The organism is Thalassobacillus sp. C254 (assembly GCF_001310615.1).
The window spans coordinates 23522-47186 of the sequence record NZ_BAXQ01000022.1; the positions used below are offsets into that span (position 1 = coordinate 23522).

Sequence of the window (23665 nt, forward strand, 5' to 3'; positions counted from 1 at the left end):
ATCCAGTATGGATCTTCAACATTTAAAAACGTATTTACGCATTGATGGAAGTGAGGATGATCAAATTCTCACTTCTTTTGTTAATGCAGCCAAAGGCCATTTAAATAGTGCCGGAGTAAAAAAGCCATTAAATGATGATGAGCATAGCCAGGCACAATATGATTTGGCTATTATGCTTTATGTTAAGAGAGAATATGATCCTTTAACTCAAGCTGAGCTAGAGAGGATCGAGAAATCTCTTGAAGGGATCATTCTTCAACTAAGGGATTATGGAGGTGTAGAAAATGAGTGAGTATACAGTAAAAAGAAAATTTAGAGATAAACATACTAAAGAAATTCACCTTCCTGATAGTATTTATAAAGCAAGTGATCAACGTGCAGCAGAGCTTCGGCAAAAAGGTATTCTTGACGAGAAAGTGAAACAGGAAGAAACAACTGAATCGGAAATCGAAGAATTTCTTGACCAAAAAGTGGAAAATGTTATTAGTGACACTGAAGGTTTAGGTGCTGAAAAATATAAGAAACTTCTTGAACTTGAAAAAGAAGGCAAGAAACGTAAAACAGTCATTGAACATTTTCAAACTCAGGTTGAAGCAATTGGTGAAGAGAATGAACACAGCAAGAGCTAGACAGAGAATAACTTTCCTTAATCCGCCTGGAGAGAATATTGATATAGATGGATTCCCTTCTAAAGAATGGACCCCGCACGTTACAGTGTGGGCTGAATTGCGTACTTTAAAAGGTAGATCATTTTATGAAGCGGCTCAAAATCAATTAGAAAATAGCCGACATTTTATTATTAGGTATAGAAAAGATCTTAACGATAGGATGAGGGTACGCTGGAATGGTAAAGATCATGAATTGGCAGCCCCTATTGAAAATGTGGACGGGCTTAATCGCGAAATGGATATAAGAGTTAAGGCGGTGACATAGCCGTGAGTATGAGATTTGAAGGTATGGATGAGTTAATGGTACGCCTTGAGAGAATGGGGAGGCAGGGAGATCAGCTGAGAGATAGGGCAGTTGATAAAGCAGCCGAACGTTTACAGCAGGAAATTGCTAAGAATGTGTATAGTACGGGACTTAATCGGAGAACTGGGATTGCAGGTAGATCAATTGTACGGTCTGATGTAAAAGACGGCACAGTTGACATAGGGCCTGATGATTCTGGTTTTTATTTGCGTTTTTGGGAGTTTGGTTTCTATAACAAACGTGCTGGTCGAAGAATGGGCCCCATTCCAGTAGTTGCTCCAGTGTTTGAAAGAAATAGGGTCCTTTTACGTACAATTATGGCTACTGAAGTAAGGCGTGGATTGCAGGGGATCAGGATATGAATATTTCTAATATTTTATCCTCCGTTGGCGTTCCTGTAGCGCGCCTAAATTATTCTGGTCCTGAAACTTCCTATGTTACCTTCTTTGAATACAATCAGTATTCGGCTTTAGATGCTGATGATGAGGAAAAAGCTACACATTTATCTTTTCAGGTGAATGTTTACTCAAAAGGTAACTATCTTTCTCTTGTGGAGGAAGTAAAAAACTAATGAAAGCGGCAGGATACCGCCGTGTATTTGAAACTGAAGAATATGAAGATGGTACGGGTTACTTTCATAAGGTTATCCGGTACCACTATTATAAGGAGGAATTTTAATGGCAACTTTAGGTTTAAGAGACGTACATGTAGCAAAGTTAGAATCTGACGATGAGTCAGGTGTTAGCTATGAAACGCCTGAACGGATTAGAGGGGGTATTACTGCTACGATTACGCCCACCATAAATACAACTACTCTTTACGCTGATGATGGGCCAAGTGAAACAGCAAGTTCAATGGGAGAGATTACTGTAGCTTTAAATACAAAGGATCTTCCTAAATCAATTCAGGCTTTGATGCTAGGGCACAAAGTAAATGAAGATGGGGTTTTAGTAAAAAGTGCGGATGATTATGCCCCTTATGTAGCGTTAGGTTTCCGGGCTGAAAAGTCTGATGGAACTTACCGCTATGTTTGGTTATATAAAGGCCGATTCCAGCCTCAAGAACAAAACTATCAAACAAAGGGAGATACACCAGAATTTCAAACTCCGACCATAAATGCAGTGTTTCTTAAGCGTGATTTTGATGAAGCGTGGCAAGTTAGTGCTGATCAACGAGATGAAGAAGTTGCAGCTGGAGTGATTGATAATTGGTTCAATGAGGTGTATGAAGAAGGAGGTGCTACCGCCTAATGCCTTCTATCACATTGTCAGTTAACGGAGAAGAAAAGATTTTTACAGTGCCTTTTATTAAAGCAAGGCACTATAGGAAAGCGTTGGAAATCACAAAAGCAGTTAATTTAAATAACGTCAGTCACACCGAGCTTGATGAGCTAGTGGGTTTTATAACTGATGTGTTTGATAACCAATTCTCTGTAGATGAATTTTACGATGGAGTAAGCAGCAGCGATTTAGTCGGAAAGATCGATTACGCTATTGCCCTTGCTCAGGGAATGAGCCAAGAGAAATATGAAAAAACAATAGAGACAATCAAAGCTCAACAGGCTCAAGCGGATCAAGAGAAGGAAAATGAAGATACGGGAAAGTTACAATCGACCAGGCATTAAATCAATTAAAAAAAATGTATAGGAATCTAATAAAAAATGGATGGACACTCTCTGAAATAGATGAGATGGACATCCTTTTTTATTTGGATTTATACAGTGAGCCTGGTGATGAACAGCAAGTTTATATTGATCAGTTATTTTAGGGGAGGTGAGTAAATGGCAGAAGTAGGTGCTTTAAGGGTCTCTCTTAATTTAGACTCCGCTAATTTCTCACGCTCCATGACTGATGTTAACCGGAAACTTAGAAACGTTAAATCAGAAATGAATCTTTCTAAGGCTAGTGGAGACAGATTTGGAGGAAGTTTAGAACAACTTAGAGGACGATCTGATACATTAAATCGAGCTCTGACGCTACAAAGAGAAAGGGTTAATCTTTTAAAGAATCAATATGAAGAGAGTGTCAGGACAAAGGGCAGGGATGCTAAGGAAACCGAAAACCTAGCAACCAGATATAATAATGCAGCTGCAGAAATGGCTAAGACAGAACGAGAGCTAGCAAGTGTAACTGCAGCCATTCAGCACCAAACAAATCCTTGGAATCAATTAAGTCAAAATTTAACTGAAACTGGTCATAAGTTTCAAGATGTTGGTGGCCAAATGAAAAACATTGGTGGCCAATTATCTATGCGCGTGACGGCACCCATTGTTGGTTTGGGGGCAGCCATGCTAAGGACAGGAATGGAGTTTGAAACCTCCATGTCTAATGTTCAAGCATTAAGCGGAGCGACTGGTAATGATCTTCAGAGATTAGAAGATAAGGCCAGAGAAATGGGTGCTAATACATCAAAAAGCGCAAGTGAAGCAGCAGATGCTATGGGATACATGGCCCTAGCGGGATGGGATACCCAACAAATGTTAGATGGAATTGAACCAATACTCAGGCTTTCAGAAGCAGGTAATATTGATTTAGCCCGCGCTTCTGACTTGGTTACTGATTCCATGAGTGCCCTACAAATAGAAGTAGCCGATTTACCTAAATACCTTGATATGGTGGCTGAAGCTTCACGAACATCCAATACAGATATGGATGCATTGATGGAAGCATTTTTAATAGCTGGTGGGACCTTTGCTGAATTTAATGTCCCATTAGATGAAGCTACCGCTTTGCTAGGTGTGCTAGCTAATCGTGGATTTAAAGGTTCACAAGCAGGTACTGCATTAAATGCCATATTTGTTAACTTAACAAGCGGAGCTGGACAAGCTGGGGAAGCAATGGATGAATTGGGTATATCTGCGTTTGATGCTGAAGGAAACTTCATTGGTCTTGAAGAAACATTGTTGTTGGTTAAAGAAGCTACAGAAGGTATGACTGATGAGCAACAAGCTCAATATATCTCTATGATTGCCGGTAAACAGCATCTAAAAACATTTCAAGCATTGCTTGCCGGTCTTGATGACGAGTATGAGGGTTTAAAAGAAAGCGTAGATGATTCTACAGGGGCGTTAAATAACATGGCTGAGACCATGAAAGATAATGCCCAGGGTAATATAGAGAGGCTTCAGTCCGCTTTTGGTGAATTATCTATTACTGTATCAGAGCACCTTTTGCCTTTTGTCTCTGATCTAACTGAGGGTCTTACAGACATGGTAAGTAAATTTGGGGATTTAGAGCCAAGCACACAAGAGAACATTATAAAAATGACTGCCCTGGCAGCTGCTATTGGACCTGTTGTCTTGGTAGCAGGTCACTTAGTGACCAGTTTAGGTTCTCTATTACTTATTGGCGGTCAGGTAGCTACAGTAATAGGAGCTAAAGGTGGAATAGTTGCTGGTTTAACCGCCTTAACAGGTCCAGCCGCATTAGCAATTGCCGCTATAGGTGGTCTGACTGTTGCTGGTGTTGGCTTGTATAATCATTTGACTGAAGAATCAATACCTCAAATCGAACGATTTGGGGATGAAGTTAGTGAAAGTACTCAGCAGGCGATGGGTGCATTTATGGACCTAAACGAAGAGGCGACTATAGCACTAAATGAATTAAATTGGTCTGGTCAAGAAGTTACTGAAGAAATGAGTGAGATCATTGTAGGTAACTTTGAACAAATGGGTGCTCAAATTGTATCTTCTTTGGAAGAAAGTAAAGAAGAGGCACTTGTTGTTATGCAAAACTTGTTCACTGAATCGACTGAGATAGCAGAAGAAGAACAAGAAGAAATTCTTAACGCTGTACGAAATGGTTATGAAGAAAGAATAGAAACAGTTAATGAAAACAATGAACGTATAAAGGAAATAATGCAGGAAGCCTCTGAAGAAAACAGAGAACTTACTAGGGAAGAAAAGGATGAAATTAACCGCATCCAGCAAGAAATGAACGAGAACGCAATTGAATATTTGACCGAAAACGAAAGAGAACAAAAAGTCATATTGGAAAATATGGAGCGTCAAGCTGTCCAGATAAGTGCAAGACAAGCAGCCGATGTGGTGAAAAATTCAAAGGAACAAAAAGAACAAGTAATTGCTGAAGCAGAAGAACAGTATAATGAGGCTGTTGCTACAGCCATTATGCTTAGAGATGAAACTGGAGAGATATCTGCCGAGCAAGCTGAAGCTATTATCTCAGAAGCACAAAGACAAAAAGATGAAAGTATTTCAAATGCGGAGGAAATGCATGAAAAAGTGGTTTCCGAAGCTCAGAAACAAGCAGAAGGCCATGTTCATCATGTTGACTGGGAGACAGGTGAGGTCCTTTCTAGGTGGCAAACGTTTCGCGGCGATTTCGAAGTTACTCTTGATACATTAGGGACTATAGCGAGTAACAAATGGGATGAAATGGGCAATACCTTAGAAACGACCTGGGAGGCTATGAAAACAACAGCTTCCAATAAGGTGACTGAAATGAAAAATAATGCAGCTGAACGATTTGCTGAAATAGCTGCAGATTCTTACACTCGTTTCCAGGAAGCCAAATCTAATATCATGGATCCGATTACTGAAGCAGCAGATTGGGTGTCAGGAAAATTAGATGACATCAAACAATGGTTTAGCAACTTAAAGTTAGAAATTCCGCAACCTAGTTTACCTCGATTGCCTCGTTTTAGTCTTACAACAGGTTCTAGGGAAATTATGGGACAAACTGTTAGGTATCCTACTGGTTTTGATGTGAACTGGCATAAACATGGTGGATTCTTCGATGAACCTACAATTGCTGGTTTAGGGGAAGCTGGAAAAGAGGCGATTGTTCCGCTTGTCGGCAGACAAATGGACCCCTTTGCTGATGCGGTAGCTGATCGAATGAAAGAAGTGAGTGGCGGAAAAAACGATAATGGCGAAAATCATGGTGAGATCATTTTTAACGAGCCTGTTTATATTCGTGAAGAAGCAGATATAGATAGACTAGTAGAAAAAATAACAAAGAAAAGAGTTAGGCACACTAGGGGAAGGAGAGGGCAGAATAAATGAAAATAGATGGGGTGCCCATTAAAAAATTTGAAGCTTTTCTTGAACAAGCGCATTCTCATGATGCCCTACCTACCGTTACCAAAACAACAAGGAGTATCCCGGGAAGAGCAGGGTTAAAAGAAACTAGTAGGAAATTTGGAGTTAAGAACTTTCATCTTTCTATTATATTAAAACAAAGAAAAAACAAAAAAGAACTACAGGCTGACATAAGAAAGTTTATGTCTTTTTTTATGATCAAAAAGGGGATCCCAAGACTGTCTCTTTAGAATTTGATTATGAAGAGTTGTTTTATTTTGTCTCACTGGAGGCAACCACGCCTGTTGAACGCATAGAGAACGCGGCACGAATAACATTCCACTTAATGGCTAGTAATCCTTATGCCTATGCTAAAGATACAAAAGCAGAAGTGGTAGGGGTTGCAGGTAAGGATTCTGTTGTCCCCCTTCTTTCCACTCAGGCAGCTCATTTTGTTCAAGGATCTCCTGTTTTCGCTTACCCAGCCATAGAACTAGAATTTGAAGAAGATGCAGCCCAATATGAAATCACTAATGAAACGACCGGGGAAATACTAAGAGTTAAGTGGGATTTTAAAGCTGGTGACAAGTTACAAGTGAATTTTCGTAACAGACGGATTGAAGTAAATAATGTATTGCGCATGAATGCATGGGACTATACCACAAAGTTCTGGAAGTTAAGGCCCGGGGATAACAAAATTGACGCTGATCCAGTAGGAAAGACATATCTTTCTTATCGGGCAGTCTTTTTATAAGGAGGGGAAAAGATGGGAAATAGAAAGAAGTTCGAAATACCAAGAGATGAAAATTATTTGGCTGCTCCAGTACGAGAAAACCCAGGAGCCGCAGGTGGAGATAAAGATTTTCATTTACCTACAATTATTTATGGTCCTGATGGCAAAACACCTATTCAAAGAGATAATGCTCTTTCGGTTTACCCTATGGGTAATGTTGTGAAAGATGCTTTCACAGGCTCAGAACACGTAACTAAAACATTTGATTCTCCTATGAGAGGGTTTGTGATCAGCAACGATGGAGAAGAAAATCTTTTCTTTACAATCAACAATCTTGAGTTTGAGGTTAAGCCTAGGGAAGTGTTTCAGTCAGCTTTTGAGCCATTTACAAGGGTTGACATTGAACCAGTACAGCTTACAGAGCTTATGTCACAGTGTAAGGGGGATGAAGAATGGTATGGATGAAAGAGAAGGAGCCACCAGTTGATAATTCAAACCTGGAGCCCCGCATTAACACGGTAGAGAGCAAAGTAAATGACTTTACCAGAAATGCTAACAGGCAAACAGCACCGTTAGGCCCTGGATACAATGTAATTAATACCGACCAAAGCACGCCTGTAGATTTTGAGATTGAGGGCAGGACGCTTGTTAATTTGATGGGGCGTGAAGGTGGTTTTGAATATGGCAACCCTTTTACCGGAGGGGGTGGGGTAGTAGTTGATGATGAAGCATTTAGCGGGAAATACAGTTTTAGGAACAGTTATACGTGGAGTGGCTTGAACCTTACAGATGATTTGAACATTGAAAAGGACAACTATGTTTTATTGGTGCGATGGTAAAGACAAACGGAGAAGAGCAAGAGCTAGAATAACATCATCTGGAAACAATAGATATGGTGAAATTAGTGATGAATGGCACTTTATGTACAATTGTTATTACTACACCGGCGACCACAGCGGGCAAACATGGTTTTTACATGGCCAATCAGAATCCGGCACTCATTCATGGTTCGATGATGTAAGGATATTTGTTATTTCAGAAGCCGAATATAACGCGATCAATGAGGGAGAATGGAGCAATTCAGAAATAGAACGACGCTTTCCTTATGTTGATTCAGTACAGCATGTGCTTAATTCCGCGATTGAAGCGCAGGGGAAAAACCTTTTACCGCCGTTTACACAATGGAACTTACCACAAGCAATATCAGTGGACGGTTATGAAGTGACAATGCAGAATGATGCTTCCTCAGCTACTAACTATGTAGAAATTGACGTTTTGCCTCACACAACTTACACGTTAAGCATAGAGGAAACAAACGCGGATAGATTCGGATATAGGGAAGTGAGGAATGCAGACGGTACAGATTTACAAAGTATGCAAACGGATTTTATAAGATTTGAAAACCCGCATACTTTCACAACAACAAGCCAAGCAAAGCGCATGAGGTTTCATTTATATTCAATGGAAGTTGAAGAGGATGTATATTATAAAAACCCACAATTAGAACTAGGCTCACAAGCAACGCCTTTCACGCCTTATAACCCTGAATATCTCTATTTCCACGAAAACGGCGAACCTTTGAAGCTGGCAGACGGTGAAAAGGTTTATCAAGATGCTGGCCGATGGGTGAAGAGTAAGAAGTGGGAAACTGATGTAGTGCTGGACAATTCATTAAATTGGGGGAGGATGGAAACAAGTAGTGAACACCAACCGCTATTACCATACCCTGACAGTTATAACGGTGGTAGTGTTTTAGTCGTTAAAAATAATGGAGAACCACTAAAAGAGACAAGATCAACTTCAGACGTTAACGCCATTTTTGTGGGTAGCAGTAACTTAATTATTCTTCTTCCTGAAGAGGACAAAGAGGGGTATGATTTTAGTACCTCAGATGAAGTTAAAAGATTCTTTGATGATAACCCCTTTACTATGAACTACAAACTAGCAGAACCAACCACAGAAGAAATAAGCCGGGAAGGGGCTATATCATTCCACGATGGGAAAAACCTTGTGAACGTCATTCAGGGCGTTGTTGTTAGGGAGAAAATGGGATTTTCAGAAGGTGTTAATATAGATTGGAATTTTAAAAGGGAAGATGACGAGCACGACCCTGATACTATGGCTAATTATAAAGTTGATAAGATAATACCCGTTTATCAAAATGAAAGTCTTTTTACAGATTATGAAACTAGAGGTGAAGATAGGTCATTTGGTAAGGATAGAGTTGTTATTAGGCCTGAACACTATGACCAAGACGCTGACTTTTATGTGACTTACATTGCTTTACCACACGAAAACACAGCTGCATTAACAAGCGTAAAAGCCCATTACATGACTAATCTAAAACAGTGGTTGATCGTTTAGTGCAAAGGGATACTGAAAAATCAACAGAAATAAGCATACATGCAAGGCAAATAGTAGAACTGTTTGCAAGGGTACGAGCAGGAGGGTTATAAGATGAATCCTTTACTTGAAAGAGCACTTAGAGAAGCTGGAATAAGTAAACAGCAGTTTGAACAAATGGTTAAGACCTTTGAAGAAGAATCTCCAGTTCTTCAAGATATTGATCAAATAGGAAATATGTCTTCGATGACCATGCAAAATGACACAGAGTTAGCGAAGCAAGTCACCATGATGATGATAAAGATGTCTTCTTTAGAAGAAAGAATAAAGGAGCTGGAGTCCAATGGTTGAGATGTATGTTACAGCAGTACAACTAGGCTTTATGGAGTTTGAAGAAGTGCCTGATCGGTGGAAGGAAAGAGTAAAGAAAGAGTTGGAAAGCGCCTAAAAGGCGCTTTGGATTATTTGGTTTATTATGAGCAGTACGTAAGGGAAGGGATATGAGAATTTTTGGTTCTCTGAAAACACTAGCCCTTCTTCTGATACTTTCAAATGAATTTCTTTTTCTTTTTTTAGATAAAGATATTCAAACAACTTGTTCATTTTTATCCACTCCTTATAAGGTTGTCGAAAGCTTCAAAGCTCCCTCACCCTTATATAAGTGTTCCCGGGGAAAGTTCACAGGAAATAAATTTATTCTTGGAGGTAAGAACATGAAAATAGAGATTTATACTACAGACGGAAAGACTCTATCAACTAATGTAGAGGACTATTCAGCTAATAATCTATTAGAGTCCATTAAAAACAGTTCTAATACTCACGTGGTAATCGGTGATGTAATCATACAATCAAATAGCATTCGCCGTGTTACACCAGTAGAAGAATAAACTTTGATGATATAAAAAATACCTTTTAGGGAGGTGAGTATCCTTGGAGAATACTGGACTCCTTGTATTTAATAAAAAAGAAGAATTAATTGGAACTATAGACAACGGAACAGGATCTGACTTTGAACCCGATGAAACAGGTTCATTTTATTTTACTGAAGCTCAATGGGTCCGGGAAATAAATGGTGAAGAATCGCTTACACTTATCATGCCAGCAGATCACGAAGGTGCAGAGAACGTAGTAAACGGAAATAAAGTAGGCTTCTTCGATCAAGAAGGCATCTTTCATTTATTTGAATTTGCCGATACAGATGAAGAACATGAGGAAGAACAATTTAAAACGGTTTATTGTGAACATGTTTATTATGAGTTAATTGACGCTGAACGTATAGGGGACATTAGACCCCAAAACCGTTCTGCTGAATATGTTCTGCAACAAGCTCTGACAAATACAAATTGGTCTGTTGGAGAAGTGGCTAACTTAGGGAACAATTCCACCAACTTTTACAGAGAAAATCCGTTATCAGCCGTACAGAAAATAGTTGAGGTGTGGGGTGGCCAGCTGCGCTGGAGAGTAGAAACAGATGGCCAAAAAATCACTGGTCGGTATGTTGACCTCCTATACAGGGTAGGAGATGAGCGAGGGAAAGCCTTTATTTACGGCGATAACGTTGAAAGTATTCAAAGAAATATAGATGATACGGACGTGAAAACAGCACTCTATGCTTATGGAAAAGGGGAAGAAACAGAAGGAGGGGTCATGGTCGCCGTATAAGCATAGCTGATGTGGAATGGTCTCTAGAAAATGGTGATCCTTTTGATAAACCACTTGGCCAGGAATGGGTGGGTGACGAAGAAGCAAGGGTTATACATGGTCGCTGGCAGAATGATCAATGGGTGCATAAATATGGAGACTTTGAAGACTCAGAGGAAGAAGATCCAGAAGAACTCATTAAAAGTGCTGCACTAGCTTTGGAAGAAGAAGCTAAGCCGCGAATTAACTATAGGGTCAAAGCTACTGATCTTGAATACATGACTGATGAATTTGGCGAGAAGATGGATCATGAAAAGACGCGCTTGGGCGATGTGTGCCTTGCCATAAACGATGACTTCAAGCCTGCCATGAGAGAACAAGTCAATATTATTAAAGACACCCAGTATCTTGGAGAACCAGAACGCCGGGAATTTGAAATGGGGAACTTTCTCCCTTTGTTTACTGACGATGATCGACTTGATCAGCTACAAAGGGAATTTAACGATAGGAAAAAGCTAATTGACGATGCAAAAAGAGGTCCTATTGAAGATAAAGATTTTCCTGATATTGTGCCTAATGTGCCTGAAGAGGTAGAGGTAATTGGTCTCTTTCAAAATGTGCTGGTTCGGTGGAAGTATGAGGCTGCTATTTATTTATCAGGATTTGAGGTATATGCTTCTCAAACAAGTGGTTTCGCACCTAGTCCTGAGACAATGATTTACCGAGGGAATACCAATAGTGTCATGCTTGAAGGGGAGACTGACAATCAATATTATTTCAGACTGAGAGCAATTAATGTTCATGGTACACCTTCAGAGTTTACAGAAGAATTTTCTGCTCAAACAGCCAGGATTAAAACTCCTGATCTTATGTTTGGGTCAGTGACCAAAGATATACTAGATGACCTATCAGTAACTGCAGAAAAGCTTGCAGATAATTCAGTCGGGAGCTCTAAGATTTTAGATGAAGCAATCAATGATGCGAAGATTGCCGCAGACGCGGTGAGAAATATTCATATCGAAAACAACGCCGTGGATAACGATAAGCTCGACGATCTGGCTGTCACAGCTGCCAAACTGGCCGATGGATCCGTCCAGCGAGACAAGATCCTGGATGATGCCATTAATTCCGCCAAGATCGCGGCCGACGCTGTCAGAAAGATCCACATTGAAAACAACGCCGTGGATAATGATAAGCTCGACGATCTGGCCGTCACAGCTGCCAAACTAGCAAGTGGATCCGTTGAAGAAAGTAAAATAAAAGATATGGCCATTACTAAAGCTAAAATTGCAGAGGCAGCAGTGGGAACGGCAGCGATTGAGGATCTCGCCGTCACGAATGCCAAGATTGATAATATCCACGCCGAAAAAATAACAGCTGGAACGGTAGCAGCTGAAAGAGTGGCCATCGGATCCGGAACGTCCTTCTCCTCTGGATATGATCCGAGCGAAAAGGAAACACCATCCGGTGCGCAAAGCAAGGCAAACGCCGCTGAAAGTTCAGCCAAGAGCCACGCAGACAGCGCGGCATCAGCTGCCGAACAAAACGCGAAAGACTACGCGGTTGAACAGGTTCCTATCAGGTGGAGCACATCCGAAGATTCTAGGGATTGGGTGATCCTTCTTTGTTCTGTAGGTTCGGGCAATAGCAATTTTGCAACGGGTCGTCTTTATGGGAAAAGGGTAAGTGGTCATGCTAATAGCGCCGTAATAGATATTGTTGTTAATCACACGAATAACGATCTTCCATCTGGAGCGTTTCGGAGTGTCGGCGTTCAATCTTCCACGGATTACGAGCTCGTAAAATGTGAATATAACGGGAGAGAGTACGTCGGTTTACGTTATACGGGTGGAGCAATGTATCAGGTATGGACGCAGGGGGCGTTTTTTGACGGGGCATATGCCAGCAGCGGTGGCGATGCTATGCGCGCTGTCGATACCGATGATCTGTCCTCTTATGAAACGCTCGATAACCGATACGATGCAGCAGAAAAAAGCAGCGCGAAAATTGAATGGCCTGGAGGATCCTCCGACGGGGCAAATTATGCAGAGGGTCGCGTCCAATTGTGGCAATACGCAGATACGGTATATATAGACGGCGGGAACATTTACGCGAACAGCGTCACAGCGAACCAAATGGCCACGGGTACGATCACAGCCGCCAGCGGAATCATCGACGATGCTGCCATAACAGAAGCAAAAATAGCTGACGCTGCCATAGGAAATGCAGCTCTTCAAAACGCTATTATTGGAAAAGCTCAGCTACAAGAAGCCATCATTGAAGATGTTCACATAGAAGATACGACTATTAGTAATGCAAAAATACGAAGTGTGTCTGCTGATAAAGTAGAAGTTGGTGAGTTGATCGGTCATACATTACGGTCAGGAACATTAGAAAGTTCTGTCATTAAAACTTCCCGTTTTGAGGCTTTGCACGGAGATGAAATCTTTTTTGGTGATCCAAACAGTATGGAAGGGCGTATTGATTGGTCAGGCGACAGAATGAGACTACAACGTAATAATGAACATTACATCAGTGTAGATGGACAAGGAGAGTTTAGAGCCTGGGCAAACGGCGAAACATACGCCTGGTTTAGTCCTATACATGAAGATGGATACACTCATGCCACCATGAGGCTAGGAAGAGGAATACTGAAGGGGCTAGGTTCAGGTGACGGCCTGCAATCCAGAAACAATAATGATTCTGGGTATGCCCCTATGACAGCCAGCCGTTTTAACGTTCCTTTCAATGGTGACGTAAATTTCTATAATGGTCGCCGGATATATCCATCCGGGATGATCTTTATATCCAAAATAACCAAGTAGAAATGAGAATGACCAGAAGCTCTATAAGGTGGGGCATACCTGGTACATCACAAACAATGGATTTACGCTACTTTGAATCCAGTCATTTACAATTAAACATTAGTAACAACGGCGTGAAGGGTTTAGGAACAACTGACGGGATACAAATCAGAAATGTGGGTGACTCAGTATATAGGCCAATAAGGCCAGTGCGTTTAATGAAGGGTCAAGACGAGAGTTTAAGAAAAACATTGAGTTGTATGACAAAGAGGCTCTTCAGCATGTTATGGAAACACCGGTGTACACCTATGAAATGAAAGATTCTGAAGAAGGACAACGTAAGCTGGGATTCATTTATCAGGAAACGCCTGATTGCTTAAAAGCAGGAGACGATTCATTAAGCCATATGGGGCTTACAGCTTTTTTATGGAAAGCCATGCAAGAACAAACAAAACGTATCATTGACTTGGAGGACTATGTATATGGAAATGAATGTGCATGATATTACTGAACAAATGCAGCAGGATATTGCGATCTTAGCTAAAGAAAAAGCAATTTTATACGCTCAATTAAAAGCTACACAAAGAGAAAGAGACGAGCTGGCTAAGATGGTTGAAGAGCAAACAAACCCTAAAGGAGAACAAAAGGAAACAAGAAAAGAGAAAAGTTCTTCCAAAGACGAGAAGCCTAAAGCCAAGTAGAGGCTTCTTTTTATTTGCCCAATGATGGACGGATAGGGGGGATATAATGCCAGAAAATCAGTTGGCAAAAGCCATAGGGGAAGTCAGGGAATGGCTCATTAAGATAGATACAAACCAAAAGAACCAAATGGAACTATTAAAAGAAATTAAGAGTACGGCTCACCATGCCTCAATAAAAGCTGATGATGCAGAAGATGCTGCTAATGCTGCCCTTCAATTAGCCCAGCAGAACAAAAAAGACTTTGAACGTTACCAAAAGCGACAAGATGCAGAGAAAAAGTGGACAATCAAAACAGGTCTTACCATTATAGGGTTCATTGTTACGTTAACGGCGGCAATGGTCCCTATTTTCTTTTCATTTTATTTTTAGGAGGTGGTATGAATGGTTGAAATTTTAGCTATTGCTTCTTTGATTGTTCCAGTTGTTACTGGTGCGGTTCAAGCAGTCAAGAAGTCTACCCAGATAGATAAACGGTATGCTCCATTACTAGCTATAGGAATTGGTTTGGCATTAGGCGCAGCTGCCTTTCCTTTTGCCGATGCTACGTTAGCAGAAAGAATGTGGGCTGGTGGTATATCAGGACTTGCTTCAGTAGGTCTTTTTGAATTAGGAAAACAACAAAAGAAAGGTGAGGGTGTTAATGAGTAAAGATTGTGTAGAATGCGCTATTTGCGGTCAGGAACTTGAGTACAAAGAAGATCGTTTTAAAAATGGGAATCATGGAGAACCGGTGTGTCTTACAAAAGAAGAGTGCAAGGAACCAGAAGAATGGGCTTTTGACGTAGAGTCCGATGATGACAGCCAACCAGATGCTGATAACTAAAATATTAGGAGGGGTCTACCTATGGAAATGATTCAATTAACGACTGGTCACAGCGCTCTAAAAACATGTGAAAACTTTCTTCAGTTTTTCTCTAACGGAGTCAAAGTTTATATTGACCCAGGTCACGGCGGAAATGATCCGGGAGCCGTTGGCAATGGACTAAGGGAAAAAGATTTATGTTTATCTACAGCCTTGCAATTGAGAGATATCCTTTTAAATGAATATAGCGGTGTTCAAATACGGATGAGCCGTACCACTGATGTGTTTAGGACGTTAGGGGAACGAGTGAGAGATGCTAATAACTGGGGAGCCGATATCTTTATTAGTATTCACTATAATGCAGCAGTAGCCGCCGCCCGGGGGTTCGAGACTTTCCGATATAGGGGTGCACCGACGAGAACAAGAAACATTCACAGCTCTTTACACCCTGCTATGTTTAATCACGCTTTCCGGGGGAAAATGCCGGACCGTGGGACAAAAACTGCAGGGTTTTATGTTATTAAGCATACAAACATGCCGGCGATCTTAACAGAGGGAGGATTTGTTACTAATAGCTCTGACGCCAGGCTCTTAAAACAATCCAGTTTTATTCGAGAAATCGCAGAGGCTCATGCCGTAGGGATTGCCGAAGCTTTGGGTCTACGAAAGAGAACGCAAAGCTCTGGCAGCACCTCAACAGGAAAAAGTGCCTGGACGGGACAAATTCTAAGAGAAGGAAGCCGTGGCCCACTTGTGACAAGCCTGCAGGAAATGCTTTTAAATCACGGAGAAGATTTAGGACGACACGGAGCTGACGGAGTTTTTGGACCAGCAACAAAAGCAGCCGTGAGATCCTTCCAAAGTAGTGCAGGAATTTCGGTGGATGGTGTAGCCGGTCCACAAACTTATAGAGAGTTACAGAAAAACCCCGAGCTGGAAATTTGGTCATAGTGACAGCTGACCGAGTGCGCTGGAGAACAAGACCGAGTTTCGCCGATTCAGCAATTGGAGGCTGGGCTACAAAAGGACAGGCGTTTACCATTGCCGAGCGTGTAAACGTGTCAGGAGCCAGCACAGACATGTACAAGCTGATATCTGGAACATATATTACCACGAGTGACAACTGGGTAACTAACAGAAGTTCATAACAAAGGCCCAGTATGATTAAGGTACCTGTTGTATAGAATGAGAGTGGGACCCGGGATTACATCGTAAGTACATGTCAATCACCTCCTGGGCCCCAACCTCACTAATAGGGGAGCCTCCGGGCTCCTTTTTTTTATTTTAAGGCATTCTGTAAAAGTTGTTAGAACAAAAGAAAGCTCTTCTTATGAAACCGAAGATATTTTCTATTTACAATAGGCAATAGATTATGAAAAGAAAGCGAAGGGAATAAAATAAGAAAGCATTATCCCACTTTACATACATACAATATCAAGGGACCTTGGTACGTGATATTCGGGCCCCTCCTTTTTCAGAACAGGAGCTTTTGTGCTCCTGTTTTTTTAAAATTATTATTGAATAACTCTACATTTATAAGTCTAAAATAGGAAAGACCCTTAATCCGAAACAAAATACGCTCACATTAAAGGGTCCTCCTACAGATCAGGGGTGAAAACCCCTGTTTTTTTTATTTTTCCTCTTTTATAAATTCATACATATCATCGGTTTTACAGTTTAACAAAGCTGCCAACTTAAATAAATCCTCAGTCCGTGGTTTAGATCGGCCGGTACACCAGTTACTTAACTGTTGTTTTTGAATCCCCATCTCCTTAGCGATATAATCCCTTCTATATCCAGAACGCTTTATGCACTCCCCGATTTTGCTAACAAGCAAAACAATCACCTCATATTAATTGTATTCGTTTATTTCTATAAGTTTGCTAACAACTCCTTTATTAACTAAATTGATGAAATATATAAATTTAATTAATACTTTTGTTCTTATTTGATTAATAGTGGAGTATGATTTATTAACCCACTCACAAGGAGGAATTAATCAACTATGAGCAAAGAAGAATTTGTAATTGAGATGAAAAAAGGTCACTTTGAAGGCTACATCTTTTTAACAGAAGAAGGAAAGCAAGTATTGGAACAATGGATGGGGGTACAGCATGCAGAAGACGAAGAGTGTGTCCTTCAATCTAAATGATCCATATGAAGAAAGACTGCTAAAACACGCCAAACAATTCCCTGTGTTTTCTGCATATGTAAAACGATTAATACAGAGGGACATGGAAGAGAACAAAACGGACATTGCGACTAAGAAACCTGTCTATCGTTCGAGTGGGGGGGAATTAAAATAGACCTTACGAAGTAATAGCTGGCTAAGGGTAAAGGCCCCTCCCCCTTTTGACCGCCCTATTGCGGATGAGGGGACGAGGGGACCAAACTTAATTTAAAAAATTGATCAATGAACAGGAAGGGGGAGGGCGTAATGGAGAAAAACAAATTAGGTGTTGGAAATTCCAGAACCAACAGAAAAATTAATATTAGAAAACAACGTTCGGATAAAAAAGTTGATATTCGTGTTCCTGCTTCAAGGGAAGAAAGAGAGTTTGCTCAGTATCAAGCTAGAATTAAAAGAGAATCCATGACATCATATTGCTCTAACTTGGTAACTGATAAGTTAAACAGGTATTATTACTTTGAAGATATCCCTATACACACGAAGATTACATCCTTCATGTCAAAGTTGACCAAGTGGTTTATGAACGGATCGTAAAGTTATCAGTATCCTGGAAGTGCAGCATCCGAGAAGCTACACATAGGATACTCATAAATGCTTTTCATTTTGAAAGGCAGGGTATTTGATATTGACCAAACAAATGACCAAAAAAAGACCAAAATTAATTGAAAAAATACCAGTATATAATGGAAGAAAGAAAAATAATAAAAGGTAAAACGCCTATAATTAAGGGGTTATGAAAAGTTACAGAAAGTGCAAATATGTTCCGCACGCAAGTGCACCCATGGGAACGCGAGCAGTATATCCAAACTTATTAATACCTATCAGACCCTTGGTGCCTCAGGCATCAAGGGTCTTTTTTGATGAAAGGAAAAGGTTAATGGAGGGCGAAGATTGTTATGTAGGTTGATATAGACTTTTTCGTTTGATATATAAAAAAGCAGATTAATACACCGACAGGCAGGATGTTTGTTTTATTAAAGGTGGCTCTCTCTATGGCTTTTGTTCATCGTGCTGGCATTGAAAGCGGTAAGCTCTTCTATTTGTGCAACGTTGTAGTCGTTGCATACCCCTTACTATAGGAGAGCTTTTCACTATAAAAAATGAATAGAATAACAAAAATGCCCCTGTCTGTTTCTAAGACGGGGGCATTTTTGCAAAAAAAGATTTATCTTTGCTTGTTTATTATTAATAGATTACTAGAAAAGATAGCTTAATGAATAGTCCTGAATACACCAATCACTTTTCCTAATACGATGCAACTGTCAAGAATGATAGGATCCATTGCACTGTTTTCCGGCTGCAATCGAATATAGTCTTTTTCCTTAAAGAACCTTTTCACCGTAGCTTCGTGCTCTTCTTCTGTCATAGCTACAATAATATCTCCGTTATCTGCTGTTTGCTGCTGCCTGACAATGACCAGGTCTCCATCAAAGATCCCCGCTTCTATCATACTGTCTCCCTGGATAGTCAGAATGAATACTTTCTCTTCTGAAACCATACGTTCAGGTAAAGGGATATACTCTTCTACATTTTCAATAGCTGTAATAGGCTGTCCTGCTGTAACTTTCCCGATCACCGGCACATATACCGCGTTGCTTTCTGAGATGATAGGCTGTTCAGGCTCAAGTTCAATAACTTCAATTGCTCTCGGCTTGGTAGGGTCTCTGCGGATGAGTCCTTTTTTCTCTAATCGGGAGAGGTGTCCGTGCACGGTTGAGCTTGATGCCAGGCCGACTGCTTCACCAATTTCCCGAACAGAAGGAGGTACCCTTTTTGGCGGACTTCGTCTTTAATATAGTCTAATATTTGCTGCTGCCTAGTAGACAACTTACTCATAATTCCGCACCTCTTTTTATTCTTTGAATTTAAGCAAATTATACCATGGAAAACATATGTACGCAAACATTCGTTCTAATTCGTTGACGGGAACAATAGTTCTCGTTATAATCATTATCAAATAAGAACATACATTCTGGTGAAAAGGTGATACATATGATAAGAAAGTTTCAGCAAATTTCAGGACAAGAATGGCTTATCCTTTTATTATTTATTCTTTCTATTATCATTCTTGTCTCTACTGTCCAATACCAAAGCTCAGTAGATGACCCAGGGAACCTTCCAGCTGCGGCAGTTTTGTCGATGATTGAACACACACAGTTTTATAATAGAACGTGATCCAGCAGGTGTATGATAAGGCGGTTATTCAATGAAGAAGTGTATTATTTATTGCCGGGTAAGCACGGTTAAAGAAAGCCAGCAATCCTCCTTGAGCAGACAGGAGGAAGAGCTGAAGAAACTGGTAGAGGAAAAGGGCGACCGAGTCTATAAAACTATTAAAGAAGAAGCAAGCGGCTATACAGTTGAGCGTGAAGGCTTGCTTGAAGCTCTGGATGATCTGTCAGAAGGAAGAGCCGATGCGCTCTGTGTCCAAGACGACACGAGAATAGGAAGAGGAAATGCTAAGATTGCTATTTTGCACCAGCTTCATAAACAAGGTGCTGAGGTGTATTCAGTCCGTGATGGAGGAAAGCTTCAGCTTTCAGAAACGGATTCCATGCTGATGGACATCATTTCTGTGGTGGAAGAGTATCAACGGAAAATACATAACCTTAAAATCCAGAGGGGGATGAAGCGGGCTGTTGAAAAGGGCTACAGACCTGAAAGAAATTTAAAAAACATGGATCAGGGAGGGCGTGACCGAAAAGAAGTGCCTATCGAAGAAATTGTAAATTTAAGAAAGCGCGATTTAACTTTTCATGAAATTGCTGCCACGTTAAGAGGTCTTGGATTTGAAGTCTCAAAAGCAACAGTTCACCGCAGGTATGTAGAATATATAAAAACAGAAAACCAGGATTTGGAAAGTGGAGAGAAATAAACAATGTCCTTCTATTTCAAAGCATCAGCTTTGTCAGGTCATGTAACAACACGCCTGGACATTTGCATTTACCTTGACTCATACGTTACCATGTACATATATTTCGGTAAAAATAGGGAGGTCTTACATCTGTCATGTTATCCCAAGATAAGATTGCTCGAATTAATGAACTAGCGAAACGAGCTAAGACGACAGGACTAACGGAAACAGAAGAGGCTGAACAACAAAAGCTAAGAAATGAATATTTAGCTAAGTTTCGTTCTTCTTTTAAAAGTCAGCTTCAATCAGTGAAAGTAGTTGATGAAAAAGGCAACGATGTTACGCCAGCAAAACTTGAAGAAGCCAAGAAAAGCGGAAGGTAACTTATCACATATAGAGAGCCTTAGACAAATGTCTAGGGTTTTTTATTTTTAATAAGTAGTAATATATGGATTCTTTTTTGCACGATGGAAGATTAAGGTCTCTCTAGCCTTGTTAAAAACAAGCAGAAAGGATATCATAAAACAGGAATACATATACAGAGGAAGAAAGGATGAATTTCAGGAATGTCAACTAATGTTGAGCAGCTAGCGATAAACACCATTCGTACACTATCTATTGACAGTATTGAGAAAGCAAATTCAGGTCATCCTGGTCTGCCTATGGGGGCGGCTCCCATGGCTTTTGCCTTGTGGACAAAAGTAATGAAGCACAATCCGTCTAACCCCGAATGGTTTGACCGGGACCGTTTTGTATTATCTGCTGGACACGGGTCTATGCTTTTATACAGCCTGCTTCACCTTACAGGTTATGACCTGTCTCTTGATGAGTTAAAAAACTTCAGGCAATGGGGGAGTAAGACCCCAGGCCACCCTGAATACGGACACACTCCTGGTGTGGAAGCAACAACAGGCCCATTAGGTCAGGGAGTCGCAATGGCAGTGGGGATGGCCATGGCTGAAAGGCATTTAGCTGCGACTTATAACAAAGAGGGCCATGAAATTGTTGATCATTACACCTATGCTCTATGCGGTGACGGCGACTTAATGGAAGGTGTATCCGGTGAGTCAGCCTCATTAGCAGGGCATTTGAAGCTTGGGCGTCTTGTGGTTTTATATGATTCAAATGATATTTCCTTGGATGGGGATCTTAATAAATCGTTCTCCGAGGACGTAAGAAAGCGTTATGAAGCATATGGCTGGCATACGATTCTAGTAGAAGATGGCAACGACATAGATGCTATTACGAAAGCCATTGAAGAAGGAAAACAAGATGAGCGTCCGACACTCATTGAAGTAAAGACCACCATTGGTTTTGGTTCTCCGAAAAAAGGAGGAACAAACGCAGCTCATGGTGCTCCTCTTGGCTCAGAAGAAGTGCTTGCCACTAAAGGAATGTACAAATGGGAATTTGAAAACGACTTCCACATCCCGCCTGAGGTAGCAGAATTATACGCAAACGTGAAAGCTGAGGGAGCAGGGAAAGAAGTTGAATGGAATAAATCGTTTGAAAAGTATCAGGAGGCATTCCCGGAACTTGCTGAGCAATTTACTCAAGCGGTAAAAGGCGAGCTCCCAAATGGATGGGATAGTAATCTTCCTGTTTATAAGGCTGGCGAGGATAAGCTTGCAACACGTGCTTCTTCTGGAGAAGCGATTCAGGCACTATCTTCTGCAGTTCCTTCCCTTTTCGGCGGATCAGCTGACCTTGCATCCTCTAACAAAACTCTCGTCAAAGAAGAAGAGGATTTCACACAACTCAATTACAAAGGTAGAAATGTCTGGTTTGGAGTGCGTGAGTTTGCGATGGCGGCAGCAGTCAACGGGTTGCTTCTTCATGGCGGAGTAAAACCTTACTCTGCAACGTTCCTGGTCTTTTCGGATTACCTCCGTCCGGCCCTTCGCTTAAGTGCACTTATGGAGATTCCGGCTACCTATGTATTCACTCACGACAGCATTGCAGTGGGTGAAGATGGTCCAACCCATGAGCCGATTGAACAAATTGCTGCATTAAGAGCAATTCCTAATCATTCTGTCATCAGGCCTGCAGATGGAAATGAGACAGTGGCAGCCTGGCGTGCGGCTCTTGAAAGCCAAAACAAGCCAACCTCTCTTATCTTGACTAGACAAGGACTGCCAACATTAGAGGGAACAGCAGAGAAAGCCTATGAAGGAGTGAAAAAAGGAGCTTATGTGATTTCTGAAACAGAAGGAACTCCTGATGCTCTTTTATTAGCTACTGGGTCTGAAGTGTCGTTGGCTGTCGAAGCTAAAAGTGCCCTTGAAAAAGACGGTATTAAAGTCAATGTAATAAGCATGCCAAGCTTTGATCGCTTTGACGAGCAAAATAAGGATTATAAAGAAGAAATTCTTCCTAGTGACGTAGAAATTCGTCTTGGTATCGAAATGGCTGCTTCACAAGGCTGGCATAAATATGTAGGCCTAAAAGGAGACACCTTAACCATTGACCGCTTTGGAGCTTCTGCGCCTGGGGACAAGGTTATTGAAGAATACGGATTTACAGTGGAGAATGTTGTAGCAAAAGTAAAGGCATTACTGCAAAGATAATGATATATGATAGAAGGAGCTCTCTTAAGGAGAGCTTCTTCTATCTTTTTTCTGAATATTAATGAAATAATTTTACATTCGACAAAAAGAATGGTAGATTAAAACCATAAAATGACACTCCTTGCTTTTTTTATCCTGTATGATGATAAAAAGATTCCAGGAGGGATACGGCAATGAATCGTTATGTACTATACTTAATGGAAAAGGAAGTGGCGGTTCAATACTACCAATCTGAGGATAAACTATATCGCCTGTTCCAGGACTATGAAAGAGCGTATAAGTGGGCAAAGCCATTACTTGAAAAGCAAATAAAATACGTCACTACCCCGATTCCAATTGAAGATTGGCTATTGGGCATGGAGGGTATGTTTCAGGACCAGGGTTTTAGAAAAGCGGTAAAAGAGGATCAAAGCTTAATGTTTAAAAATACCGACGAATCTGCTTCCCTTACGGTTACTCCAACGTATATGATCCTTGAAACTGACGGGGATTACCAAAAAGAGTGGATAGTATTTGATATCATCAAGCAGCTAAGCGACTATATCTTTGCAATTAATTACAAAAAGCAAACCTTCGGGTGGCTGAAACCGTTAAAAGTTTACACGGTTTTATAAAGATTTTCATCCCTCCTCTTTCATTAGGACTTTGGATACGTTATAATATACAAGGTTATACTTGCATTCATGACATTATTTCCGTTAATGGTCTTAGAAGGAGGAACATAAGGAATGGATTGGCTTTGGTTTGTGCTTGTGGGGCTTGCTTGCCTTTTAGCTGGTTTAGCATTAGGTTTTTTCATTGCCCGCAAGACCATGATGAATTACATGAAGAAAAACCCGCCTATTAATGAACAAATGCTGCGGGTAATGATGATGCAAATGGGTCAGAACCCTTCACAGAAAAAAATTAATCAAATGATGAAAGCGATGCAGCGGCAGCAAGATAAGAAATAACACAAGCACCTCAAATATGAGGTGTTTTTATTTTGCGATTAGAATTTGAATGGGAGAGCAGGTGG

34 protein-coding genes and 2 pseudogenes are annotated in these 23665 nt (G+C 40.8%); 34 read left to right on the forward strand and 2 right to left on the reverse strand.

Annotation, left to right across the window (positions count from 1 at the left end):
- The first annotated feature begins 7 nt into the window (after positions 1–7).
- The 25 genes and pseudogenes from JCM19033_RS16945 (at position 8) to JCM19033_RS17055 (ending at position 16183) form a co-directional block, all read left to right on the forward strand.
- Positions 8–292, forward strand: a complete 285-nt coding sequence (locus JCM19033_RS16945; RefSeq protein ID WP_054637178.1) for a head-tail connector protein — start codon at positions 8–10, stop codon at positions 290–292.
- Positions 285–629, forward strand: coding sequence for a hypothetical protein (locus JCM19033_RS16950; protein WP_054637179.1), 345 nt, complete (start codon positions 285–287; stop codon positions 627–629). The genes JCM19033_RS16945 and JCM19033_RS16950 overlap by 8 nt, the downstream gene beginning before the upstream one ends.
- Positions 610–933 (forward strand): phage head closure protein, encoded by a 324-nt coding sequence (locus JCM19033_RS16955; protein ID WP_054637180.1) that lies wholly within the window; start codon positions 610–612, stop codon positions 931–933. Before JCM19033_RS16950 ends, JCM19033_RS16955 begins: the two co-directional genes overlap by 20 nt.
- Positions 934–941: 8 nt before the next feature.
- The gene (locus JCM19033_RS16960) at positions 942–1334 is read left to right on the forward strand and encodes an HK97-gp10 family putative phage morphogenesis protein (protein ID WP_269758330.1); all 393 of its coding nucleotides are present in this window, start codon (positions 942–944) and stop codon (positions 1332–1334) included.
- Entirely contained in the window at positions 1331–1543 is a 213-nt protein-coding gene (locus JCM19033_RS16965; protein WP_269758326.1) for a hypothetical protein, read from the forward strand. The genes JCM19033_RS16960 and JCM19033_RS16965 overlap by 4 nt, the downstream gene beginning before the upstream one ends.
- Before the next feature lie 106 nt (positions 1544–1649).
- Positions 1650–2222, forward strand: coding sequence for a major tail protein (locus tag JCM19033_RS16970; RefSeq protein ID WP_054637182.1), 573 nt, complete (start codon positions 1650–1652; stop codon positions 2220–2222).
- On the forward strand, positions 2222–2596 hold the full coding sequence (gene gpG, locus JCM19033_RS16975) for a phage tail assembly chaperone G (protein WP_054637183.1): 375 nt from the start codon (positions 2222–2224) through the stop codon (positions 2594–2596). The genes JCM19033_RS16970 and gpG overlap by 1 nt, the downstream gene beginning before the upstream one ends.
- 156 nt (positions 2597–2752) lie before the next feature.
- Positions 2753–5995, forward strand: coding sequence for a phage tail tape measure protein (locus JCM19033_RS16980; protein ID WP_054637184.1), 3243 nt, complete (start codon positions 2753–2755; stop codon positions 5993–5995).
- Positions 5992–6261 carry a hypothetical protein gene (locus JCM19033_RS16985; protein WP_054637185.1) on the forward strand — a complete coding sequence of 90 codons (270 nt, stop codon included), beginning with the start codon at positions 5992–5994 and terminating at the stop codon, positions 6259–6261. Before JCM19033_RS16980 ends, JCM19033_RS16985 begins: the two co-directional genes overlap by 4 nt.
- Before the next feature lie 95 nt (positions 6262–6356).
- Positions 6357–6764 (forward strand): phage tail domain-containing protein, encoded by a 408-nt coding sequence (locus JCM19033_RS16990; RefSeq protein WP_054637186.1) that lies wholly within the window; start codon positions 6357–6359, stop codon positions 6762–6764.
- A gap of 12 nt (positions 6765–6776) precedes the next feature.
- Complete coding sequence (locus JCM19033_RS16995; protein WP_054637187.1) at positions 6777–7208, forward strand: hypothetical protein; 432 nt, start codon at positions 6777–6779, stop codon at positions 7206–7208.
- On the forward strand, positions 7196–7582 hold the full coding sequence (locus JCM19033_RS17000; RefSeq protein WP_054637188.1) for a hypothetical protein: 387 nt from the start codon (positions 7196–7198) through the stop codon (positions 7580–7582). The genes JCM19033_RS16995 and JCM19033_RS17000 overlap by 13 nt, the downstream gene beginning before the upstream one ends.
- A complete protein-coding gene (locus JCM19033_RS17005) occupies positions 7560–9107 on the forward strand; it encodes a hypothetical protein (RefSeq protein ID WP_054637189.1) in 1548 nt (515 codons plus the stop codon). The genes JCM19033_RS17000 and JCM19033_RS17005 overlap by 23 nt, the downstream gene beginning before the upstream one ends.
- 93 nt (positions 9108–9200) lie before the next feature.
- Positions 9201–9437 carry a hypothetical protein gene (locus tag JCM19033_RS17010; protein ID WP_054637190.1) on the forward strand — a complete coding sequence of 79 codons (237 nt, stop codon included), beginning with the start codon at positions 9201–9203 and terminating at the stop codon, positions 9435–9437.
- Positions 9430–9534 (forward strand): CD1375 family protein, encoded by a 105-nt coding sequence (locus JCM19033_RS26365; protein ID WP_269758327.1) that lies wholly within the window; start codon positions 9430–9432, stop codon positions 9532–9534. Before JCM19033_RS17010 ends, JCM19033_RS26365 begins: the two co-directional genes overlap by 8 nt.
- Before the next feature lie 52 nt (positions 9535–9586).
- A complete protein-coding gene (locus JCM19033_RS23715; RefSeq protein ID WP_157049945.1) occupies positions 9587–9973 on the forward strand; it encodes a hypothetical protein in 387 nt (128 codons plus the stop codon).
- Positions 9974–10016: 43 nt separating this feature from the next.
- Positions 10017–10748, forward strand: a complete 732-nt coding sequence (locus tag JCM19033_RS17015; RefSeq protein ID WP_054637191.1) for a phage tail spike protein — start codon at positions 10017–10019, stop codon at positions 10746–10748.
- 11 nt (positions 10749–10759) lie between these two features.
- Positions 10760–13552, forward strand: a complete 2793-nt coding sequence (locus tag JCM19033_RS26370) for a phage tail spike protein (RefSeq protein WP_054637192.1) — start codon at positions 10760–10762, stop codon at positions 13550–13552.
- A 223-nt stretch (positions 13553–13775) separates the two neighbouring features.
- Positions 13776–14033, forward strand: a pseudogene (locus tag JCM19033_RS17025) (tail fiber domain-containing protein); the annotation flags it as partial.
- Complete coding sequence (locus JCM19033_RS17030; RefSeq protein WP_054637194.1) at positions 14014–14232, forward strand: hypothetical protein; 219 nt, start codon at positions 14014–14016, stop codon at positions 14230–14232. The pseudogene JCM19033_RS17025 and the gene JCM19033_RS17030, both read left to right, overlap by 20 nt.
- 46 nt (positions 14233–14278) lie before the next feature.
- Positions 14279–14602, forward strand: coding sequence for a hypothetical protein (locus JCM19033_RS17035; RefSeq protein WP_054637195.1), 324 nt, complete (start codon positions 14279–14281; stop codon positions 14600–14602).
- 12 nt (positions 14603–14614) lie between these two features.
- Positions 14615–14881, forward strand: a complete 267-nt coding sequence (locus JCM19033_RS17040; protein ID WP_054637196.1) for a holin — start codon at positions 14615–14617, stop codon at positions 14879–14881.
- Positions 14874–15056, forward strand: a complete 183-nt coding sequence (locus JCM19033_RS17045) for a hypothetical protein (protein ID WP_054637197.1) — start codon at positions 14874–14876, stop codon at positions 15054–15056. Before JCM19033_RS17040 ends, JCM19033_RS17045 begins: the two co-directional genes overlap by 8 nt.
- Before the next feature lie 21 nt (positions 15057–15077).
- Entirely contained in the window at positions 15078–15986 is a 909-nt protein-coding gene (locus JCM19033_RS17050; protein ID WP_054637198.1) for an N-acetylmuramoyl-L-alanine amidase, read from the forward strand.
- On the forward strand, positions 15986–16183 hold the full coding sequence (locus JCM19033_RS17055) for a hypothetical protein (protein ID WP_054637199.1): 198 nt from the start codon (positions 15986–15988) through the stop codon (positions 16181–16183). Before JCM19033_RS17050 ends, JCM19033_RS17055 begins: the two co-directional genes overlap by 1 nt.
- A gap of 482 nt (positions 16184–16665) precedes the next feature.
- On the opposite strand, the gene JCM19033_RS17060 is transcribed toward JCM19033_RS17055, so the two are convergent.
- Positions 16666–16872 (reverse strand): helix-turn-helix transcriptional regulator, encoded by a 207-nt coding sequence (locus JCM19033_RS17060; RefSeq protein WP_054637200.1) that lies wholly within the window; start codon positions 16870–16872, stop codon positions 16666–16668.
- 168 nt (positions 16873–17040) lie between these two features.
- On the opposite strand from JCM19033_RS17060, the gene JCM19033_RS23720 reads away from it, so the two are divergent.
- From JCM19033_RS23720 to JCM19033_RS17065, 3 genes are all read left to right on the forward strand, one after another.
- A complete protein-coding gene (locus tag JCM19033_RS23720; RefSeq protein ID WP_157049946.1) occupies positions 17041–17187 on the forward strand; it encodes a hypothetical protein in 147 nt (48 codons plus the stop codon).
- Positions 17150–17341: a hypothetical protein gene (locus tag JCM19033_RS22595; RefSeq protein WP_083465537.1), complete on the forward strand. Its 192-nt coding sequence runs from the start codon at positions 17150–17152 to the stop codon at positions 17339–17341. Before JCM19033_RS23720 ends, JCM19033_RS22595 begins: the two co-directional genes overlap by 38 nt.
- Before the next feature lie 131 nt (positions 17342–17472).
- On the forward strand, positions 17473–17760 hold the full coding sequence (locus JCM19033_RS17065) for a hypothetical protein (RefSeq protein WP_054637201.1): 288 nt from the start codon (positions 17473–17475) through the stop codon (positions 17758–17760).
- A 676-nt stretch (positions 17761–18436) separates the two neighbouring features.
- Here JCM19033_RS17065 and lexA read toward each other — a convergent pair.
- Positions 18437–19062 (reverse strand): annotated as a pseudogene (gene lexA, locus JCM19033_RS17070) (transcriptional repressor LexA).
- Positions 19063–19218: 156 nt separating this feature from the next.
- Between lexA and JCM19033_RS17075 the strand changes: the two are divergent.
- The 6 genes from JCM19033_RS17075 to JCM19033_RS17100 all read left to right on the forward strand — a co-directional run bounded on the left by JCM19033_RS17075 (position 19219) and on the right by JCM19033_RS17100 (position 23600).
- Positions 19219–19401, forward strand: coding sequence for a hypothetical protein (locus JCM19033_RS17075; RefSeq protein ID WP_054637202.1), 183 nt, complete (start codon positions 19219–19221; stop codon positions 19399–19401).
- Between the two features lie 31 nt (positions 19402–19432).
- Positions 19433–20101 (forward strand): recombinase family protein, encoded by a 669-nt coding sequence (locus tag JCM19033_RS17080; RefSeq protein ID WP_054637203.1) that lies wholly within the window; start codon positions 19433–19435, stop codon positions 20099–20101.
- A gap of 134 nt (positions 20102–20235) precedes the next feature.
- Entirely contained in the window at positions 20236–20463 is a 228-nt protein-coding gene (locus JCM19033_RS17085) for a DUF896 domain-containing protein (RefSeq protein ID WP_054637204.1), read from the forward strand.
- 183 nt (positions 20464–20646) lie between these two features.
- The gene (gene tkt / locus JCM19033_RS17090) at positions 20647–22647 is read left to right on the forward strand and encodes a transketolase (protein WP_054637205.1); all 2001 of its coding nucleotides are present in this window, start codon (positions 20647–20649) and stop codon (positions 22645–22647) included.
- Positions 22648–22820: 173 nt separating this feature from the next.
- On the forward strand, positions 22821–23261 hold the full coding sequence (gene sirA / locus JCM19033_RS17095; protein WP_054637206.1) for a sporulation inhibitor of replication protein SirA: 441 nt from the start codon (positions 22821–22823) through the stop codon (positions 23259–23261).
- Positions 23262–23375: 114 nt separating this feature from the next.
- On the forward strand, positions 23376–23600 hold the full coding sequence (locus JCM19033_RS17100; protein ID WP_054637207.1) for a YneF family protein: 225 nt from the start codon (positions 23376–23378) through the stop codon (positions 23598–23600).
- Positions 23601–23665 lie beyond the last annotated feature (65 nt).

Coding starts and splice junctions, on each gene's coding strand:
- JCM19033_RS16955 (WP_054637180.1), top strand. CDS start 610: ATGAACACAGCAAGAGCTAGACAGAGAATAACTTTCCTTAATCCGCCT.
- JCM19033_RS17000 (WP_054637188.1), top strand. CDS start 7,196: ATGGTATGGATGAAAGAGAAGGAGCCACCAGTTGATAATTCAAACCTG.
- JCM19033_RS17035 (WP_054637195.1), top strand. CDS start 14,279: ATGCCAGAAAATCAGTTGGCAAAAGCCATAGGGGAAGTCAGGGAATGG.
- JCM19033_RS16945 (WP_054637178.1), top strand. CDS start 8: ATGGATCTTCAACATTTAAAAACGTATTTACGCATTGATGGAAGTGAG.
- gpG (WP_054637183.1), top strand. CDS start 2,222: ATGCCTTCTATCACATTGTCAGTTAACGGAGAAGAAAAGATTTTTACA.
- JCM19033_RS16985 (WP_054637185.1), top strand. CDS start 5,992: ATGAAAATAGATGGGGTGCCCATTAAAAAATTTGAAGCTTTTCTTGAA.
- JCM19033_RS17075 (WP_054637202.1), top strand. CDS start 19,219: ATGATAAGAAAGTTTCAGCAAATTTCAGGACAAGAATGGCTTATCCTT.
- JCM19033_RS22595 (WP_083465537.1), top strand. CDS start 17,150: ATGCAGAAGACGAAGAGTGTGTCCTTCAATCTAAATGATCCATATGAA.
- JCM19033_RS17040 (WP_054637196.1), top strand. CDS start 14,615: ATGGTTGAAATTTTAGCTATTGCTTCTTTGATTGTTCCAGTTGTTACT.
- JCM19033_RS17050 (WP_054637198.1), top strand. CDS start 15,078: ATGGAAATGATTCAATTAACGACTGGTCACAGCGCTCTAAAAACATGT.
- JCM19033_RS17065 (WP_054637201.1), top strand. CDS start 17,473: ATGGAGAAAAACAAATTAGGTGTTGGAAATTCCAGAACCAACAGAAAA.
- JCM19033_RS17010 (WP_054637190.1), top strand. CDS start 9,201: ATGAATCCTTTACTTGAAAGAGCACTTAGAGAAGCTGGAATAAGTAAA.
- JCM19033_RS23720 (WP_157049946.1), top strand. CDS start 17,041: ATGAGCAAAGAAGAATTTGTAATTGAGATGAAAAAAGGTCACTTTGAA.
- JCM19033_RS17100 (WP_054637207.1), top strand. CDS start 23,376: ATGGATTGGCTTTGGTTTGTGCTTGTGGGGCTTGCTTGCCTTTTAGCT.
- JCM19033_RS16965 (WP_269758326.1), top strand. CDS start 1,331: ATGAATATTTCTAATATTTTATCCTCCGTTGGCGTTCCTGTAGCGCGC.
- JCM19033_RS17045 (WP_054637197.1), top strand. CDS start 14,874: ATGAGTAAAGATTGTGTAGAATGCGCTATTTGCGGTCAGGAACTTGAG.
- JCM19033_RS26365 (WP_269758327.1), top strand. CDS start 9,430: ATGGTTGAGATGTATGTTACAGCAGTACAACTAGGCTTTATGGAGTTT.
- JCM19033_RS16980 (WP_054637184.1), top strand. CDS start 2,753: ATGGCAGAAGTAGGTGCTTTAAGGGTCTCTCTTAATTTAGACTCCGCT.
- JCM19033_RS17030 (WP_054637194.1), top strand. CDS start 14,014: ATGGAAATGAATGTGCATGATATTACTGAACAAATGCAGCAGGATATT.
- JCM19033_RS17085 (WP_054637204.1), top strand. CDS start 20,236: ATGTTATCCCAAGATAAGATTGCTCGAATTAATGAACTAGCGAAACGA.
- JCM19033_RS17005 (WP_054637189.1), top strand. CDS start 7,560: ATGTTTTATTGGTGCGATGGTAAAGACAAACGGAGAAGAGCAAGAGCT.
- JCM19033_RS16960 (WP_269758330.1), top strand. CDS start 942: ATGAGATTTGAAGGTATGGATGAGTTAATGGTACGCCTTGAGAGAATG.
- JCM19033_RS23715 (WP_157049945.1), top strand. CDS start 9,587: ATGAGAATTTTTGGTTCTCTGAAAACACTAGCCCTTCTTCTGATACTT.
- JCM19033_RS16970 (WP_054637182.1), top strand. CDS start 1,650: ATGGCAACTTTAGGTTTAAGAGACGTACATGTAGCAAAGTTAGAATCT.
- tkt (WP_054637205.1), top strand. CDS start 20,647: ATGTCAACTAATGTTGAGCAGCTAGCGATAAACACCATTCGTACACTA.
- JCM19033_RS16990 (WP_054637186.1), top strand. CDS start 6,357: ATGGCTAGTAATCCTTATGCCTATGCTAAAGATACAAAAGCAGAAGTG.
- JCM19033_RS16950 (WP_054637179.1), top strand. CDS start 285: ATGAGTGAGTATACAGTAAAAAGAAAATTTAGAGATAAACATACTAAA.
- JCM19033_RS16995 (WP_054637187.1), top strand. CDS start 6,777: ATGGGAAATAGAAAGAAGTTCGAAATACCAAGAGATGAAAATTATTTG.
- JCM19033_RS17080 (WP_054637203.1), top strand. CDS start 19,433: ATGAAGAAGTGTATTATTTATTGCCGGGTAAGCACGGTTAAAGAAAGC.
- sirA (WP_054637206.1), top strand. CDS start 22,821: ATGAATCGTTATGTACTATACTTAATGGAAAAGGAAGTGGCGGTTCAA.